Below are 17722 nucleotides of genomic sequence, written 5' to 3'. Positions count from 1 at the left end.
TTCTTTCATTGGAAAATAAACCATATCCCCCACAATCAGAGCATGATGTTCGATGAAATATCTAGTGACACTAGCTATTAGTTTCTTTTGCGAATGCATTAACAATTTTCTACCTGAAGTGCAGTTGAAACTGCATCTGCAAAGGCTGGCTTGTTTGTGCCTACTAATTTAGTGCTCTTGTATTCAATAAATTTATGGATCATCAGAGCCAATTGCTCACGAGTGACAGGTGCATTTGGATCAAACTTTCCACTTCCTACACCTGACACAATCTTATTATCAGCTGCCCAGGCAATTGCAGCGCCATACCAAGCATCTTTATCCACATCCACAAATGCTGATGTGTTGTAGCTCGTAAGGTCTGCCCCCTCCATATTCGCAATGACCTTGGCGACCATAGCTCTTGTCATTTCGTTATTCGGTTCAAACTTATTGTCACTTACCCCATTGAAGAACTGGTGAGCTACTGCAAAGTCTACGGCATCTGCATACCACCCTCTGCTTAAGACATCTGTAAACTCCACTTTATTGTAGCCAATAACAAACCTAGAGAATTGGTTAACCCTCATCTTTACTGTACCAGCCTCAGCATCATATAATCCCATGGCATGTTTAAGGTTTCCGTTCTTGTCCAGATCGTATACTACAATAGCGTTTGGATTCTCACCTTGGCGTAATGTGTACGGAACGGTTACGCTCGCTAAACCGCCTTTGAAATCTCGGATCTCTGCATCACCGCTTGTTACTGTAAAATCGAATATCGGTCTGTCTGCAATCCGCTCTTTAGTAACTCCGGACACGGCAAGCGTGCTCGAATCAACAACGCTATATAAGATGAACTCTTGAATTACACGTAAGGAAGACGTATGAAATGTTCCTCCGATCGCTGTTGCTCCCCGATTTCTTGAATTAAATGTATAAGGTTGAAGTCCGGTCACAAAGGCGAACGCTTCGCTTCTCCAGAATCATTTCACACTCTTTCCTATTGGTAATTCTTAAGTTCAACTTATATAGCAGATATCTTTACATCGGCCTTAGCCGCACCGGCAATTGTTTTTAGAGTTCTATCGTCAAACGTGATGGTTGTAATTGGTGATTCAATTACTAAATTTTCTACCCGAGCTTCGGCTAATGCTCTAATCGATTGGTTTGGAATGATCGTTTCAACAGTCTTGGCACTTGCACCAACTTCTACTTTAACCTGAACAGTGGTTTCTGTTGGGTTCGCTTTCACGAAAGCAATGACTTCTGCTAATGCTTGTTCAGTTAAATCTGCTGCAGCTATGCTGCCTTTTGAAGTTTGTATTACACGGAAGTAACGTTGATTTTGTTCTGATCTACTTTCGGTGCGCCTGTGTTGGAGTACTATTCCATTGTTGCTGCCTCCATTTCCAGGGTTATCAATTTACACCTTCTTTATAATCTGATGCAATAGAACCTATAGATAAAGAGCCCGATTTATCGCCATCCTTAAATCGATACACTGGTCTTTGACCATCTTTAGTAAAACTTGCCTCTGCAATTGCAAATCCTTCATTATTAGCACTAATATCGACACCACTTGGAGGCAATACATGAACAATATCCGGATTTTTCTTTCCATTAAGTGATATTTTTGCTGCACGATTTTTATATCCATCATCTGTAACAGCCCACAATACTTTTTCATAGGTATCATAGTCAAGAGCCATTGCTCCACCAATTTTTCCGTCAATATCAGCAATTTGTACAGAACTTCCATCTTTATTTAGAACATAGGCATATACATGACCATTATCCTCCAATGCCACAAAGAACACACCATTTGCAATTGCATTTGGATATTTAGCTGCATCAAAAACTTTACCCGTATTTTGGTCATAAAGCTTACCAACAACATCTGCGTTTGATACCCATTCTACAGCTTCAATCCCCATATTGGCAGAAACCTGTGGTAATGAGGCTGTTAAATCCCACTGCTGTAATGCAACTAAATCGTTGCCTTCTTTATGTGGATCAACTTTCAAAATCATATTAAAGTTAACGTCCTTAACATTACTATCACGTTCAGAAGCGATATAAACAAACCCATCTCCATCTACTGTAATTCCTTCTGCATCCGGACCTGCTGCTTTTGGATTGTTTGCATCTTTTTGGAATCGAACACGCTTACCTTTTTCAAAACCTTTTGCAAAACTTAACTCTCCATTTTTTGAAACGTCTAAAATCCAAAACTTACCTGCACCATTGTCAACTGCATATAATTGGCCTTCAAAGAAATCCAACCCTGATGAATCTTCTAAAAATGTTGGTTTTTGATCAAAAATTACAACTTTACCGTTACCCGGCCATTCAATAACATTAGTTACTTCTTTAAATTTATTGGGTGCGTTAGGGGTTGCTTCTTTTGTATTTCTATACTCAGTTCCAGTTAAATCAGGATACAATCCCCAAGTAGGGTTTGTATGATCTTTCCATGTTGTGCTGGCTATTAATTTCTCCTTTTCAAACAGACGTACAGAATCATTCTTTCCAAGTCCAAAACCTAACTTTTTCTCTGTCAATACCAAAAACCCATTTTTGGGGATAGTTGTGCCTTTGGGGATAACATATTGATGAGTATCATCACTGTCTTTAATTACGATTCCCGAAATATCTAAAACTTTTCCTGTTGGATTAGCAAGTTCTATCCAATCATATCCACCCTTTAAGTCATTTGACTGGATTTCATTTAATATAACTGGATTTGTTATCATATTTGCTTTTCCCTTAGTCGAAGTGGGAAATTCCATAAATTCGCCTGTTCCATCTGGATATCTTCCGAAAGATGCCAATGCTTCATCGCCTTTATAACTAGCATGCTCAGTCCATGAATATTCATCCAGTAACTTCCCTGCCTTGTCATATAAACGAATAGAATCTCCTGAACCAATACCAATTGCTGCTGCGAATTTACCTGCAACATAAGCATCTGTCTGATCATCATATACTTGACCATCCGTATTTGCATCAACTACAAATAATTCACCTGCTGGCAGTTTTGTTCCTTCCGCAAATTTCCAACGATGGTCATCAGAATTGTCACGAATTTCATAACCAGAAAGATCTATTTCTCCTGTTCCTAGATTAATAAACTCTACCCAATCATCCGGTGAAGAATTAATCTCATTAATTATTACTCTATGTTGAGGTAACTCTTCTTTCTCTACAATATTTAACATACCTTTGGTTGGTCCCTGATCAACAAATTCTCCTGTACCGTCTGAAACCCTTGAATATGTACCAACTGCATAAGCTGATGCCTGTACATACTGCATTGGAAATAATACTATGGATGCAATAATAAACCTGTTTAACATACTCATTGCTATTTTCCTGTTTTTCATTTCACCGCTCCTTATTCATTATATGATTTTATTAGACGCTTGCGAAACGCCACAATCACATTTGGACTCGTAAACTAAGCTTTATTCCGAACGTCATGGTAATAATGGAGTATAATGGTAAAATTTAAATGTACTTTATGTAATAAGTTTATTAAATCGGCAATCACTTTATTCCATCTCAAAAGAGATGGTGAGCCAATTTCCGATTATAGTGTAATATATGCCTTTCGACAGATTGATATAATGGATATGTTACAGCTTTCCCCAATCGTTCTGTGATGGCTCGTTATCTGAATGTAATTACACGGAAAACCGAGGTTTGGCGCATGATGATAACACTAGTATTTACAACAGGAACGTAGGGGGCAAGCTGCTGGGGCTGGAATAGAAGCTTGTAGACTGGAAAAACAGCACCATGACGTACGTCAATCACTTGTACATGCGTTCAAAGGTGATGTTATTATTGAGGAATCAAAAACAAAGGACAAAAAAACAAGATGCCGGAAGCTAATAGCCTGCATCTTGTTTGCTTTTGGTTGCTTTATTTAATTATCGAAAGGAAGCCGTCTCGACGCCGAACTTTTTGCAAAGCATAGTTCAAAATACTTCGGTACTTTTCCCAACCACTTATAAAAATACTAATGTTACCAAAACAAATATTGCTGCAACGACACTGTACACCAATATGGTCCCAGGAGATTTTAATATCCCAAGCAGCGTAGATATTGTAAAAGTCACTGCCTCTAATCTGATTGTCACTCTGCTTGAATCCGGAGCTTTGTCTGCTAGTACCCGTATCGATACTTACCAGATAAATTAGGAAATTTTCACGTTCATAAAAGGTGAACTATAATTATAATAAGTCATAGTTCACCTTATACTTTAAATAAGTAGAGATCGGAGGGAGAATAGTGAAACAAATAGAATTCGCACAAATGATGGTAACTTCGAAAGAAGTTTCAGCACTTGACCGCTTTTCCGTTGAACGTTACACGCCAATAGTGGTAAACGATAAACTAGTAATAGGAAATATTATAAAATGCATGATAAATATCCAGGCGATCCTTGCCAGACACTATCTCTACAAAAGGGATTTAGGAATTTCTGTTTCAACAGATTCTACATTCTTTATAACGGAGCATGCCAGTCAGGAATTAGAAATGCTTAGGTCAATTTTTGACGAAGTGTTCATTACCCGTAGATCCGATGGTTCTCCCGTTAATATTCAAGTCAGTCGCGTTAATGATTTAGCCTATGAGGTGTTTTTGGATCTGCTGTCGTACAATCAAATTAATGAACAAATACAACTTTTAACTCTTGAAAGAACTTTCACTCAAGATTTTTGTCATAAAGCTTACTTTGAAATTGAAAAAAGTGCAAGATTACCCGTCAATAGCGAGTATTTCGATTACCTAATTAAAGGTACTGATTCATCAAGCGTCATTAATCCGCTATTTGTCGATGTAAGTGGCTTTCGTCTGGATGAGATTGAACAAAATGATGTCGTACAACAGCTCGCTTCGCGGGTGAAGCATTTATACTTGTTAGTTTTCGAAAACAAATCGGATGAGATGCCAATACCCTTTTATAGTAAACAATTAAGATGGTGCCTATAGAAATATATATTATGATAATAAGGTTATTAATTTTGCAAAATATATAAAATGAACTTATGAAGGTTACCCTTTTGGGGCGCTGCAATACCGAGTGTTCTTGCGACCCCTGTTGTCTCCGAAATGCTTGAGTTAAATACCCAGTGGGGTTTCGGAGACAAAGGCGGACGCTCCGCTTCTTCAGAATCACTCGGGATCGAAGCTGAGATCGGTATATTCTAAAACTCATCTTATACAGAACTATGTTTGCTTCACCCCAAAAGAGAGGGTGAGCCAATTTTCGCTTATGGTGTAATGTATGCCTTTTATCTGAATGTAATCACACGAAAAACCGGGGTTTGGCGCATGATGATAACACTAGTATTGACAACAGGAATGCGCAGGGGGCAAGCTGCTGGGGGTGGAATGGAAGCATGTGGACTGGAAGAACAGCACCATTGACGTATGGCAATCGCTTGTACATGCGCCCAAAGGTGATGTTATTATTGAGGAATCAAAAACAAAGGACAAAAAAACAAGATGCCGAAAGCTAATAGCCTGCATCTTGTTTTCTTGTACTACTCTCTCTCCAGCAAGCAAACAGCTTCCACATGCACCGTATGCTGGAGCATGTCGGAGTTGTTTGGCATCTGTGTTAGTTGGTTAAAACCCTTTATTTAGAAGGGTTTTAACCATCAAGTATTATTCATTTTGTTTGAGTTTGATTGTTTGTTGACGATGTTCGTCAACAACGCGTCAACAAGTCCGTAAAGGTTTACTCAAAACAAAAATCCCTCCTCCGGCTTGTTTGAGCAAGTTGCGAAAAGGGATTTACCGTCTGAGTCCTGTATGTCTATTAGCACTATATCCATCACTCATGCACTAAATTTTAATAAGTTTTTAGCCCAAAGATGCTTACTCTGTAAGATACATGCAGTTGCTACTGATGAGAATTCAGATTTGGGTGATAATAACTCAGCAAGTTCAGCTAATCTATTCCTCTTTATTTCTTCTATTAGTGGACTTGCTGCATCTCTTTTCAGAATTATTTTTTCTATTTCATCAAGAAGTCTTTTACAGTAATTCCATACTTGTAACCTTGCGTCAGTTAGTAGAGGATTATCGAGGTGCAATAGTTTAATAGTTATTTTTGCTCTATAGTACTCGAATGTATCACTCGGAACTGCAGGTATTACTTCTCCGTTCATATCAAAAGAAATAAGGATTGAATCCTCGCGTACTGTTGGATCGAGAATTACTGGGATTTCATATTCAATATTGTCATTTGGAGTAGCTGCACATTGACATCCCTTAAACAAGGGAAAGTAATCTTGTTTACCTCTACAAACTCCATCTTTGTCCGAATTTTTTCTATTTGTTATTTCTCCTGCAGGTCTGTAATTCTTCCAGTCAAAGGCTAACCACCAGTAACCTTCGTCTATATTGCTAGTTTCAAATCCGTCCCAATTAAGAGCTTTAACATTATTTTTCGGTCTAAAATGGTCAACATCAAAGAAGGATACCGTTCTCTTTGCTTCAGAGTACCAGCATTTCCCGTGAGAAAGCTTAAACAAATCATCCTTTAACTCTCTCCATAAATTACTATTATCTTCTATTATTTTCTTTCTTTCTTCTTTTGACTTGACCGAACTTAATAACTCGGTTACAGCATTGGCTTTTTTTAACCATGTATCTGGTGGAGAATAGTTATCTACGTTAATCCAGCGCATTGCCTTTATCCTCCATGATCTCCCTAAATATCTCTTCCGTAATACGCTCCTGTTCACGAACTTCCTCGGGAGTTAACACTCTCTTTTTATTTTTTATATCCCGCTTATATAATGCTTTCAAGAATTTTTCATACAAAGGATCTCTGGTTGTCCTTGTAAAGTCTAAAGAGCCCAATTCAGCAGAAATTTTTTCAATCTCCGATATGTCATCCATTGTTTTATTTTCCTTAAACATCAATTCTCTCTTCTTGTTAATCTTATCTTGAGTCTCTAGATCAAGAGTAGATGTAAGTCCAAATAGTTCGCTCGTAAGTAATGCAGCAACACCCATTCCCTTTAGGTCCATATCTGGTTGTTTAGTTACTATTCCATCATCTTCACGACTAAAAATTGTTACCTGTTCTTTTCTCAACCCTCCAATAACAATTGGGTCGTGTGTGGAAATGATCACTTGGCTAGTTTCACTATTTCCAACAACATTCTTTAACAATTCAAGATATTCAAACTTCCATGCAGGGTTTAAATGTGTATCTGGTTCATCAAGTAAAAATAAAGATTCATCCTCTTTGGTGAATTTTAGTAAACCAAGTACAGTAATTAGTTGTTGTTCACCTTCACTTAATTCGTTAAATGTTAATTTAGTTCCGTCAGATTTTACAACTTTAATCTTAACTTCATATATTAAATCAGATAGATAAGTACTTTCTAAATTCTTGAAAAACTCGATATTACTTTGATATTTTCTTGCAAACTCAATTGTTTTTTCGTCGTCCTGCAAGAATAAATATGTCATTTCTTGTTTTTTATTAGAAAAACCGTCTGGAATATTTACAATATCCTTTATCGGTGCCAGTGAATACTTATAAAGGTCATTTAAAAATTTTTTCACAACGCCTCTTGCACCCCAGAATTGATCTAAATTTTGCCCAGTTTTTTTATTCCAAAATGGCTTCTTTAACACAAATAGTATTGACTCAAGCCCAACTATATCTAAATATCTTTTTAAGAAGTCTTTAGATGATTGATCAAAAAAAGAGAAGAAAGAAAGTAACACAAAGTGGCTATGAATCAATCGGGCATAAAAAAAAGGTCTTAGTGCCTTTTCATTCCCATCAAGTAACTCCCTATAGAATTTATTTTGGTGTTTATCAAAATGCTTTTCTAAACGATTACTTGGTCCAGAATAATACGCAAAAACGTGCTTCGGTATATATATTTTCTGTCCTTCCTCATCTATACTATGAAGGATAGACATCGAAGATTTTTTACCATCCAATTCAATATTGTACTTTTTATTTTTTGAAATAATCTGTACGTCATGATTGTTACAAATATAGTTTATTTGATAATCAAATGAAGGTAGAGATTTTAAGTCCAAATCCCGAAATATCAAAACCAATGCCTCAATAACGTTAGATTTACCACTTCCATTCTTACCAATTAAGACGCTTGTCAGTTCCTGCTCACAAAAATCGATCCTGAACTTCTTCAAGTTTTTAAACTCGTCTATATACAACTTATCTATTCTCATCTTTTGGCCACCAGATAAACTTCACCATCATTTTTTCTATCTTCGATAATATCCCCGATACCTACATATTCTTTTAATACTGCGTAAAATTCTTCAATTTCCATTTCAGTTTTTTTATATAGCTCTAATGGAGTTAGTTTTCCGCCGTTCTGGTTCAAGACGTTTAGTAGATCTTTGTTATCCAACTCGCTTACCTTCCCAACTTCAAAAGACTCATTTTTGGGGTAACCTTTATTCACGGTTTCACTTTCATTAATTTTGTTTTCCAAAGCTTCTATTAACAACTTCACCGAACTTCCTTCTGTGGCGTCATTAGTACCAAGTTCACCACGAAAGGCACGGGCGAGAATCGCTTTTTTCATTCCGTCGATTTGATCAATGACATCAATAAGTTCTTTAGTCTTATCCTCCTTACTCAGGACATTTACTAAGATCGAAACGATTTGCTTCTGTTCATGAAGTGAAGGATATGGCATTAGAATGTTTTCGACAAATTTAGATCTTACATTCCCTTGATTAACACCACCAGTCTCATTACTAAAGAATACATCTCTAAACAAATTTGATCGCAGAAAATACAATAAAAAGATTGGATCAACTTGATTAGGTTTCAGCGCTACAATTCGTTGGTTTAGTAACAATATCTGATCTTGATCAATCAATACTGCATATCCATAGTCTCGCTTATATTTGGTACCAGTTAGTGTAAGTAAAATATCACCCTTCTCAATTCTGGACTTATTAAGTAGCGATTCACCAAGTACTTCTGGGTCAATAAATACTGGATTCCTTTCTAGATCAAGTATACCGTTGTATAAATTACCCATCCTAATAACTTGATAGCCCTCTTGTGTGAATGACTTACTTTTAAAAGCATAACCCGCGCTAAACTTTGCTACTTCATTTAATTTCTTATTTTCCCAGCTATCCATTCCCACGCTATGTTCTACACGCCACTTCGCAGTGAGCTCCCCTGTAAAAGCCTTATGTAGGATAGCGGCTTTACGTGTTTCAAAGCTGTCTAAAGCATTTTCCGCCAATTCCTTTGCCTGATCAAGCTTAGCGAACATGCTATCAATACGGTGAACGATACGTTGTTGTTCGGCAATTGGAGGGAGTGGGAGAGGCATTCGTTCCAAATCATCTTTACTTACTTGTGCAAAAGTAGTTCCAGTCGCAACGCTATACAAATAATCTTCAAAGTTCAGTACGAAATAACGAATAAAAGAACCAGAGATGACATCCGACCGAAGTGCTGATACGCCACGTCCCAAGCAATATTCTCCATCCGAAAAAATAGGTCTACCTAATGTAGCCCGTATGGAAACAATAACATCATTTTCTTTTGAAAGCTTTGTGGGGTTCGTTGTATATCTGCTAACATAAGGATAAAGTTCTCCCATATCTGATGCACCACCAATTAATCCTGTATTGGATGCATCATCAGAATTGTCTTCACCTTTTGGGGATTGCCCCATTATCACACTTATCATTTTACCCGTTTTCGTCCATACCCAATTCATAGGCACTTCATACGGTTGCTCTTTCTCAGGCACTAGAGCCTGTTCCAATAGCTCTTCAACCGATAACTTCTGCTTCTTACTCTTAGCCATTAGCGACTAGCCTCCAATGACTTCAGTTCCTTTACTACGCTTAAGATCAACTCAACCGCTTCTTCAAGCTGCGCTACGACTGCTTCTCCACTCTCAATTGGGTCTGGTAGTTCATCATAGTCCAGAACGCTATCATCACGAATAAGTCCTAGATCAAGGCTGTTGCTCTTCTCACGAATTTGCTCACGAGTGAATACATTCCAACGTTCATCCTGTACATTGTGACGGTCTTCTGCCTTATATGCCGCGATAAATGCGTTAAAATGCTCTGCCTTAAGAGTGTTCGTTTTTCCGAACGACGGCATGTTGGTGCGCAAATCATAGATCCAGACTTCTTTCGTATTGTGCTTATCGGACTTACCACGCGTAAAGAAGAGCACATTTGTCTTAACGCCCTGAGCATAGAAGATTCCAGTAGGCAGACGCAAGATCGTATGCAAATTACACTTGTCCATCAAGTCGTTACGGATAGAAGCACCATCTCCGTCTGCAAACAATACGTTATCCGGAAGGACGACAGCTGCACGTGCATCATTGTTTGCTTTCAAACTGCGGTAAATATGTTGCAAGAAGTTCAACTGCTTATTGGACGTAGGATAAGTGAAGTCATCACGTGTCGCACGTTCGCCACCTTTTTTCGTACCAAATGGAGGATTCGTTAACACGACATCAAAATCCTTCATCGTCTTCCCTTGATTAGACAATGTATCGCCTAACTTGATCGGTCCTTCGATATCATGCAACATCGCATTCATCAAAGCCAAACGATGGGTTTCATGTACAAGTTCAGAGCCAGAAAAAGCCTGTTTACGCTGGAATTCCTGCAACTCTGGCGATAGTGCAAACAAATCATCAGTCTGATCCTTTACATATCGATCCGCCGCAATCATGAAACCGAACGTACCGCACGCAGGGTCATTACAACGCTCGCCCGGCTTCGGATCAACAAGCTTCGTCATCACGTCGATCAAGACCCGTGGAGTGAAGTACTGGCCAGCACCAGACTTCTTCTCATTTGCATTTTTCTCAAGCAAACCCTCGTACAGGTTTCCTAACCCTTCTTCCTTAGCCGAATACCAATCGAGTGCGTCAATCGAAGTAATGAGCTTCTCCAGGTTCTTGGGCTCATCGATATTCGAAGAAGCACCTGCATAAATCTCACGTACACGGCCTCTGGTATCCTCGCCTAAGTGGCTGAGTAGCTCCTTATAGAATTTTTTAAGCTCAATACCCTTTGGCTTGAGCAATTGGTCCCAACGGTATTGCTCAGGGATTTCTTTTTCCGTCTCGGTTTCTTTTGCCATCTTCAAGAACAAAATATAGGTAAGCTCCGTTACATACTGATGATACGTGATGCCGTCATCTCGGAGAACATTACATAAGTTCCATAGTTTAGATACGATCTCTTGGTTGTTCACGCTGATTGTCCCCCGTCTTCAAATAAGTACTGATTCAATTCTGTAATAATGGTATCGAGTTGCTCGCGGAAAATCTTATTCATGCGATTATAGCCGCCTTGATTCTTGAATGCACCCGTATTAAATAGATCACGATCCAATAACGGTTCGTGCAACAATACCGTTTCAATTCGCCCAAGCCAATCCAGCTCCATCTTACTAAAGGAGTGCTTCTCCTTCAACTTGGCAATCGCATGTTTCGTTCGTTCTGCTCGACTGACGAGTGCAGATCCAAGCGCTTCCTTACGAATAAAGCTAATAATATCCGCTGTAATGTCCTCATTAGACAGCTGCTTCCATGCGGTATTCAGCTGCTGTTCAGTAAACCCTTCGCGATCCAATTCCCATCGCAGGCTCTTCAAGCTTTCCCGCGTAAGATCACTTGGCCTTGTACAAACAACTTGGAGAGCGGCGATTTTGTTCATGTTGTTCGTAATGAATGCTTTAAACTCATCCAAGTAATCCTTAGGCTTTAAGCCTTTGCCATAACCGCGTTCATGTGAGACGAGCTCATCCTCTTTATCCGAAATCACTACGGCTCTTGGCTTACCTCTGCCGCCTTCATTCATGATATCAAAGACTTTCCGATTTTCAAGAACGTAGGCTTTGGCTTCCTCAACTGGCATGTGTTTGACTTTCTTGATGAACTGGTCAGGCGTATCACCTTGCGCAATGTCTCGGAAATGGGCTATGTTATCTTTAGTCATGTTCCGTTTCTTACGCTGCAGCTTCGCCACAATAAGATCAATTTGATTTTGCAGTTGCTTCTCGGTCGGCAACTTTTCTAATCCATCCAACAAATCATCAAATGATGTAGAAGGCTGAACAACCACTTGTTTCATCGTATTAACATCCTCAAGGGATTCATATACACCAACCGGATCATAGATTTCAAAATGCGTCTTGCCGATCTCAGGGCTTAGACGTGTTGCACGACCCATCATCTGTTCAAAGAGGATACGTGACTTGACCCGCCGCATGAAGACAAGAGTAGTAATCTTAGGCACATCAATGCCAGTCGTTAATAGATCGACCGTAACGACGATATTGGGATAGCGTTCATTCTTGAAGCGTTTGATCGCTTCCATGACTTTCTTAGGATTCCTGCCCCCGATGCTGCCTGTGATCTTCATGACCGCATCATTGTCTACACCGTATGGCTCGTAAATTTCTTTAAGCAGCTTAACGATGACATCGGCATGGCTATCATCCACGGCAAAAATCAACGTCTTCGCGTCACCCTCTGGGTTAATATCCTGAGCAATTTCGGTCAAGACGGTGCGATTAAAGTTCTCTGTGATGACTTGGCGGTTAAACTTCTCCACATCGAATTTTAACTCATCATCCAGTTCACCACTATTTGTAATTTCTCCCGTTACAGGATCGTAAATCGGGACAACTTCACCTTTCTGATAGGTAATTCCCTCTTTGCTTAGTTTTGTGACAATCGTATGCGGCGCATCATGATCGACAAGGTAGCCTTCAACCACTGCCCGACGGTAGGTGTAGTTGAACACTGGCTGACCAAAAATCTGCGTCGTTTGAATGGCAGGCGTAGCCGTTAAGCCAATTTTGACCGCATTAAAGTAGTCGATAACAGCACTATACTTACTCATGTAATCTTCCTGATTACGATATAGCAACTCGTCGTCGCTCATGTCCTTGTCTAAGATATAGCCGCGGTGTGCTTCATCTACAATAATAAGGTCATAGTCGGAAACAGCAGGAATGGTTTCACCCTCATTGTAGAGTACACGCTTAACCAGGCTTTGTACTGTGGCGACATGCACTTTGGTCTCTTTATCAATGTCTTTGTCGCTGAGCTCCTTAATGTTGTAGATGTTATCTAGTGTCATGAGTTCTTCAATTTTAACTTCTTTGAACACATCCTGTGCCTGTTCACCAAGCGAAGTGCGATCAACGAGGAACAAGATGCGCTGGAAACGGCCAGATTTCAAGAAACGATACAACATCCCCAATATCGTTCTCGTTTTCCCCGTGCCAGTAGCCATCGATAGTAGTACTTTATCCTGTCCATTGATAATGGCTTGTTCTGCGGCTTCAATCGCTTCAATCTGGTATTCGCGAAGGTTGAGGCCATCTGGGTCCCTCAACAAATCATAAGGTGTTGCGCCCAGGGCTTGATCAGCTGTATCCGTATCTTTGTTCAACAACTCAACAATGCCTTCGGGACTCATCCAGCCTTGAAGGGCTTTGGAGATGTTCGATTGTTTACGCACATCGAGGAACCAGATCCCCGATTTTGTCTCAAGCTGCTTCAAGTACTTCCGACCATTCGTTGCAAATACAAAAGGTACTTTATATTTATTCCAATTACCCACCTGATAAGTAGCATGTTCTTCACTTACGGATTGTGCATATTCCTTGCATTGATTATCGATTACAGATGGAATATCAGTGTACTGACGCTTCGCTTCAATAATGCCGACCATTTGAAGCCCAACGAATAAAGCGTAATCGGCATAACCAGATTTGCCAGATGCGTTCCGAGTCGGCCATTCCGCAATCGCATAGTTATGACCCTTTTGCGGACGTGTTCCTTTAGAATAACGCAGTTGAACCGTATCCGCTTCCCATCCTACTTTGCGTAGCTGCTCGTCGATAATATATCTCGTCTGCGCCTCTGACAGTTGAAGCTGCTGGGCTGCGCGACTTCCTCTTGTGGTACGTTCCTCGATTGTCATCGTCGACTTCGCTTGAGCTTGTTCGGCGAGTTTCGTTAACTCTTCAATCTTGGCTTCTTTCGTACGAAGGATCGCTTCATAATCAACCTTAGCTTGAGACTTTTCAAGAGGCAACACAAACCGTTGGGGACTATACTGCCAGTCTCCATAAGTTTGCATGAACCAAATGCTTAGCTCATGGGCCATGCCCATTAGAACTTTACATTGTTCAAGCGAATCATAGTTCGCATGCACTGCTTTATTCCGAGCCATACGCAAGCTGTATAAGATATCATCAATTTCGCGTGGTAGCAGTCCTTGGCCCTTCAGTAGCTTAATACGATTGGCATGCGTGTTGTCGTAGCTTGGAGGTTGGATGCCATCAAACTGCATCATGAGGTTGACAACCATTTCTCCTAGTAAGCCTAATTTAAACAAGCACGAGTTCGGATCCGAATAGAGATAATCTTCAGCGGTTCCGCCTATTTGAGCAAGTATTGCAAAGTTACTATCTAAAAATGAGAAATTAGACTCCATTCTTCTCCACCTCATGTACTGAATTTATCTCTCTCCGCATAAATCAGAGCGCCAATATGTCTTAAGCACTATTCCTATTTCGATATAAATATGAAAATTTCCTCTATTAGGAGATAAATCCCATCCCCCGTTATCAAAGCTAGATGTTCGATTAAATGTCTTGTGATATTAATATTAGTTTGTTTTGCGAATGCAATGATAGCCTATTCCTGAAAGGTACAGTTGAAACTGCTGTCTTTGAAGAATAATGCAAAACCCCTTAAAGCCTCATTAAATGCTAGCCTTAAGGGTTTCCCATTTATTGCGTTATTAAGAAAATAATTTTGAAGCATAACTGTTTATGGTACTCTGTTTGTCTAGTCGAACATCATATCTCACAGCTTCAGTATCTACTTATATGATAAGAGCAACTTATGATGGTAGTAGTTTTTTGAATGACCTGTCTATGTATACCGAAGAAACATATGTTAGTTGACTCTAATGATCTTATTTAAAAAGATTACTTACTTCGTGTAGTATGGCATAAAGCTTTAATATCTAAGCTAAATGCGGAGTAGCGATCTGGCCTAACATCGATTCCTTTCTCAGTCTTTCTCCAATGTAACAACAAACTACTTCCGATTTAACTTCTTATTTCGATTTTTCATAATCTTTAATGTAAGGAAAGAGTCTAAACTGAACACGATTATTCACTATAAAGTTTTCATTGAAATGGATTTTTATGTTTTTACCTTTGTAGATTTCAAGTTAAATATATGCGTAGTTCTTTTCGAGGTGTACATGAGACACAAACCCAATAATACATCTAACCTGGAAATAAATCTTGTTCACTAATATTTCCAAAAGCCGTACAGGAATACGTGATTCTCTACCTTTTGTTATATCCTCGCCTTAGCCAAATAGAATTGCCGTTCCAGAAATCTCGTCTACTAATCCACCTGTAGGACTTGCTGGGCAGACAGCGATATTCATAAGTGTTCTAACTTCATTAGCAACCTTAACCGTCTGAAATAAAACTATTTACATACTTAATGTATTCTGGATTTACAGCCTCGATTCTAGTAATTAAATCCCTATTTTTTATTTTACTTTGAAATAAATAAGAAACAGCGACTAGTGTGTCACGAAAAGTAAATACTTCATTTTTAAATAAATAATTCAATAGTTGCCTGATTTTTGATCCATCGCCAGAAATAAGTTTTTTAGCCTCCATATGTCTATAAACCATAAGATATAGTACAGTGAATTGTGAAGGATTGAAAAAAATATAATTCCAGTTTTTTATCAATTCGAACAAGTTCTTTCTATCAATATCCTTCCACTTCCCTGAAAAAATTATATGATTAAAAATCTTCGACGAATCCTCACCATTCAATGATATATATTTATCAACCAAATTCTTATACATTTCTAGATCGATACCATATTTCTTTTGGGTTCGACAAAGATCTCGAATCAATGCTATTAAATGACCGTTTGCAATAATCTCCTTCACCCTATCATCTATCACCTTTTCATTTGAAAAAGAACTGCCATACTCAGCCCTAGCGAATTCGTACAAGGTTCTATACTCATCTGGTGACAGCATCTTGGTTTTGGATGTATTAATTGTTAGTGAATCTTCCCATAAGAAATAACTTATTTCATTGAGTATTGAATTATTTTTCTTCCTATCTGCAGACCCATCTAAATGAATGAAGTACATATCATCAACATAACGTAGCAACTGTAGGTTCTCTCTATTAAGCATGTGTTCAACTTTATTATCAAAATCAATTAAGAAGAATTGGGATAGTATAGAGGATGCTATTGAGTAATGAATCTGAGGCAAACTGTCAAATCCAGCATTTTTAAAGAAATACTCTAAATCACTGACTATTGTCTGTGAACCTAAAATTCCCCTCAATTTGCTAATGAGCGAGGAAATCCTAATCGAATCAAAAAAGTTTTTAAGATCAATCTTTAATGCGGATTTGTCAAAGTACCTCTCGCGCTCATTTTGGAACTTATTATAACTTTCATTATAAGAAGAATTCATTTTAATTTTATTTATTGGTGCATCATGAACTAGTTGACCTGAATAAAACGAAGTAATTCGATCTCTTGAAAAATTTAATACATCTTTTCTATTCGCATATAAGTATCCAATTGTGAATACCAGATAATTATAATACAGATAATGTAACGGGTGTATTAAATACATATCTCTAGGTGTAAAGTAATCATTTTTATATATAAAATCCCTAACCTTTGAAACGTCATACACATCACAAAACGTTTCAATTGGCATTGAAATTATTTTAATTATCTCTTTCCTACTGTACTTGCTTAATTCGTTTACATTCGCGATGGTTTGTGGATTATACCCTTTCTTTTTTGACATTGACAAGGTATATATGTATGCAAGTTCGATAACTTTGTTTTTATTCACATAATCCATCCTTCAAATATATATCTTATAATTGCCATTGCTGAAAGTAACATTACGATTAGATTGAAGTACCATAATAAGTTATGTAGTGTGAAATCCTTAATTTCCTTCTGTCTTGTTTTCTTACTCTTCATTATTGGTTCTCTTTGACCCATCTGTTCGGCACTGTCAGTATCTTCGCTGTTTTGTACGTCTTGTGCTCTTCGCTCATTATCAATAGGATCATGGTTTTCATTATTTTTTAATAGGACCTGATACTCATCCATAATTATCTTGAAGTCTGACAAAACCTGTATTTCATCAGAATTATTATTGGAACTATTTCTCTTAATAATAAGTTCCTTAAGCTTCAATATTAAGTCCTCAATATCAAGCTGGTGATAGTGCATTTTTAGAGCTCTTTCATTAAAGTTAATACCTGCAATAAAGTATTGTAGGAGGATAACATAAATCGAGAAAATACCTGCGAATACACTGTAACTCTTACTTTCAAATACACCATTCACTTCTTTTCCTCCAAGGGAAAGCAAAACAAAAATTACAGCCTCAATATTAAGGAAAAGAAACATGAAATTCCACTTCTCGGCATAGCCTTTAAGTCTCTTACTCATTGCTATTCTGTTATTACGAGTTTTGTTCAAGGTGTTAATCTTTTTCTCCACTTCGGAATAAATAGTTATGTTTTTATACTCTTTTTCCAATATTAGACCCACCTTTTAAGCATCAATTATTTTTATCAAAAAGACAGTCATTCAGCATGGTCGTATCTTTTTGTGTTTCCA

11 protein-coding genes are annotated in these 17722 nt (G+C 38.3%); 1 reads left to right on the top strand and 10 read right to left on the bottom strand.

Annotated features, from left to right (window positions below; all coding sequences use genetic code 11):
* Window positions 1-98: 98 nt before the first annotated feature.
* The 3 genes from BN6628_RS03865 to BN6628_RS03855 form a co-directional block, all read right to left on the bottom strand.
* Window positions 99-938, bottom strand: coding sequence for an S-layer homology domain-containing protein (locus BN6628_RS03865; protein ID WP_068614528.1), 840 nt, complete (start codon window positions 936-938; stop codon window positions 99-101).
* A gap of 68 nt (window positions 939-1006) precedes the next feature.
* Complete coding sequence (locus BN6628_RS03860) at window positions 1007-1234, bottom strand: hypothetical protein (protein ID WP_068614525.1); 228 nt, start codon at window positions 1232-1234, stop codon at window positions 1007-1009.
* Between the two features lie 166 nt (window positions 1235-1400).
* On the bottom strand, window positions 1401-3365 hold the full coding sequence (locus BN6628_RS03855) for a lamin tail domain-containing protein (protein ID WP_068614522.1): 1965 nt from the start codon (window positions 3363-3365) through the stop codon (window positions 1401-1403).
* A gap of 911 nt (window positions 3366-4276) precedes the next feature.
* Between BN6628_RS03855 and BN6628_RS03850 the strand changes: the two genes are divergently transcribed.
* Window positions 4277-4981 (top strand): hypothetical protein, encoded by a 705-nt coding sequence (locus tag BN6628_RS03850; protein ID WP_068614519.1) that lies wholly within the window; start codon window positions 4277-4279, stop codon window positions 4979-4981.
* An 851-nt stretch (window positions 4982-5832) separates the two neighbouring features.
* Here the strand turns inward: BN6628_RS03850 and BN6628_RS03845 are convergent.
* From BN6628_RS03845 to BN6628_RS03815, 7 genes are all read right to left on the bottom strand, one after another.
* On the bottom strand, window positions 5833-6687 hold the full coding sequence (locus BN6628_RS03845) for an HNH endonuclease family protein (RefSeq protein WP_068614516.1): 855 nt from the start codon (window positions 6685-6687) through the stop codon (window positions 5833-5835).
* On the bottom strand, window positions 6674-8218 hold the full coding sequence (locus BN6628_RS03840) for an AAA family ATPase (protein ID WP_068614511.1): 1545 nt from the start codon (window positions 8216-8218) through the stop codon (window positions 6674-6676). Before BN6628_RS03840 ends, BN6628_RS03845 begins: the two co-directional genes overlap by 14 nt.
* The gene (locus BN6628_RS03835; RefSeq protein WP_068614509.1) at window positions 8215-9831 is read right to left on the bottom strand and encodes a restriction endonuclease subunit S; all 1617 of its coding nucleotides are present in this window, start codon (window positions 9829-9831) and stop codon (window positions 8215-8217) included. Before BN6628_RS03835 ends, BN6628_RS03840 begins: the two co-directional genes overlap by 4 nt.
* Window positions 9831-11249, bottom strand: a complete 1419-nt coding sequence (locus BN6628_RS03830; protein WP_068614507.1) for a class I SAM-dependent DNA methyltransferase — start codon at window positions 11247-11249, stop codon at window positions 9831-9833. Before BN6628_RS03830 ends, BN6628_RS03835 begins: the two co-directional genes overlap by 1 nt.
* Window positions 11246-14509: a type I restriction-modification system endonuclease gene (gene hsdR, locus BN6628_RS03825; RefSeq protein ID WP_068614503.1), complete on the bottom strand. Its 3264-nt coding sequence runs from the start codon at window positions 14507-14509 to the stop codon at window positions 11246-11248. Before hsdR ends, BN6628_RS03830 begins: the two co-directional genes overlap by 4 nt.
* A gap of 997 nt (window positions 14510-15506) precedes the next feature.
* Window positions 15507-16940: a reverse transcriptase domain-containing protein gene (locus BN6628_RS03820; RefSeq protein ID WP_235847567.1), complete on the bottom strand. Its 1434-nt coding sequence runs from the start codon at window positions 16938-16940 to the stop codon at window positions 15507-15509.
* On the bottom strand, window positions 16937-17641 hold the full coding sequence (locus tag BN6628_RS03815; RefSeq protein WP_068614499.1) for an SLATT domain-containing protein: 705 nt from the start codon (window positions 17639-17641) through the stop codon (window positions 16937-16939). Before BN6628_RS03815 ends, BN6628_RS03820 begins: the two co-directional genes overlap by 4 nt.
* Window positions 17642-17722: the final 81 nt, after the last annotated feature.

Source organism: Paenibacillus tuaregi, from assembly GCF_900086655.1.
Classification (GTDB): Bacteria; Bacillota; Bacilli; order Paenibacillales; family Paenibacillaceae; genus Fontibacillus; species Fontibacillus tuaregi.
Note: the sequence above shows the minus strand (reverse complement) of the source record. Positions and strands in the feature narration are given on the sequence as shown.

Bases quoted from the DNA above. Each gene is read 5' to 3' on its own strand.
- BN6628_RS03855 (WP_068614522.1), bottom strand. From the start codon at position 3,365: ATGAAAAACAGGAAAATAGCAATGAGTATGTTAAACAGGTTTATTATT.
- BN6628_RS03845 (WP_068614516.1), bottom strand. From the start codon at position 6,687: ATGCGCTGGATTAACGTAGATAACTATTCTCCACCAGATACATGGTTA.
- BN6628_RS03840 (WP_068614511.1), bottom strand. From the start codon at position 8,218: ATGAGAATAGATAAGTTGTATATAGACGAGTTTAAAAACTTGAAGAAG.
- BN6628_RS03835 (WP_068614509.1), bottom strand. From the start codon at position 9,831: ATGGCTAAGAGTAAGAAGCAGAAGTTATCGGTTGAAGAGCTATTGGAA.
- hsdR (WP_068614503.1), bottom strand. From the start codon at position 14,509: ATGGAGTCTAATTTCTCATTTTTAGATAGTAACTTTGCAATACTTGCT.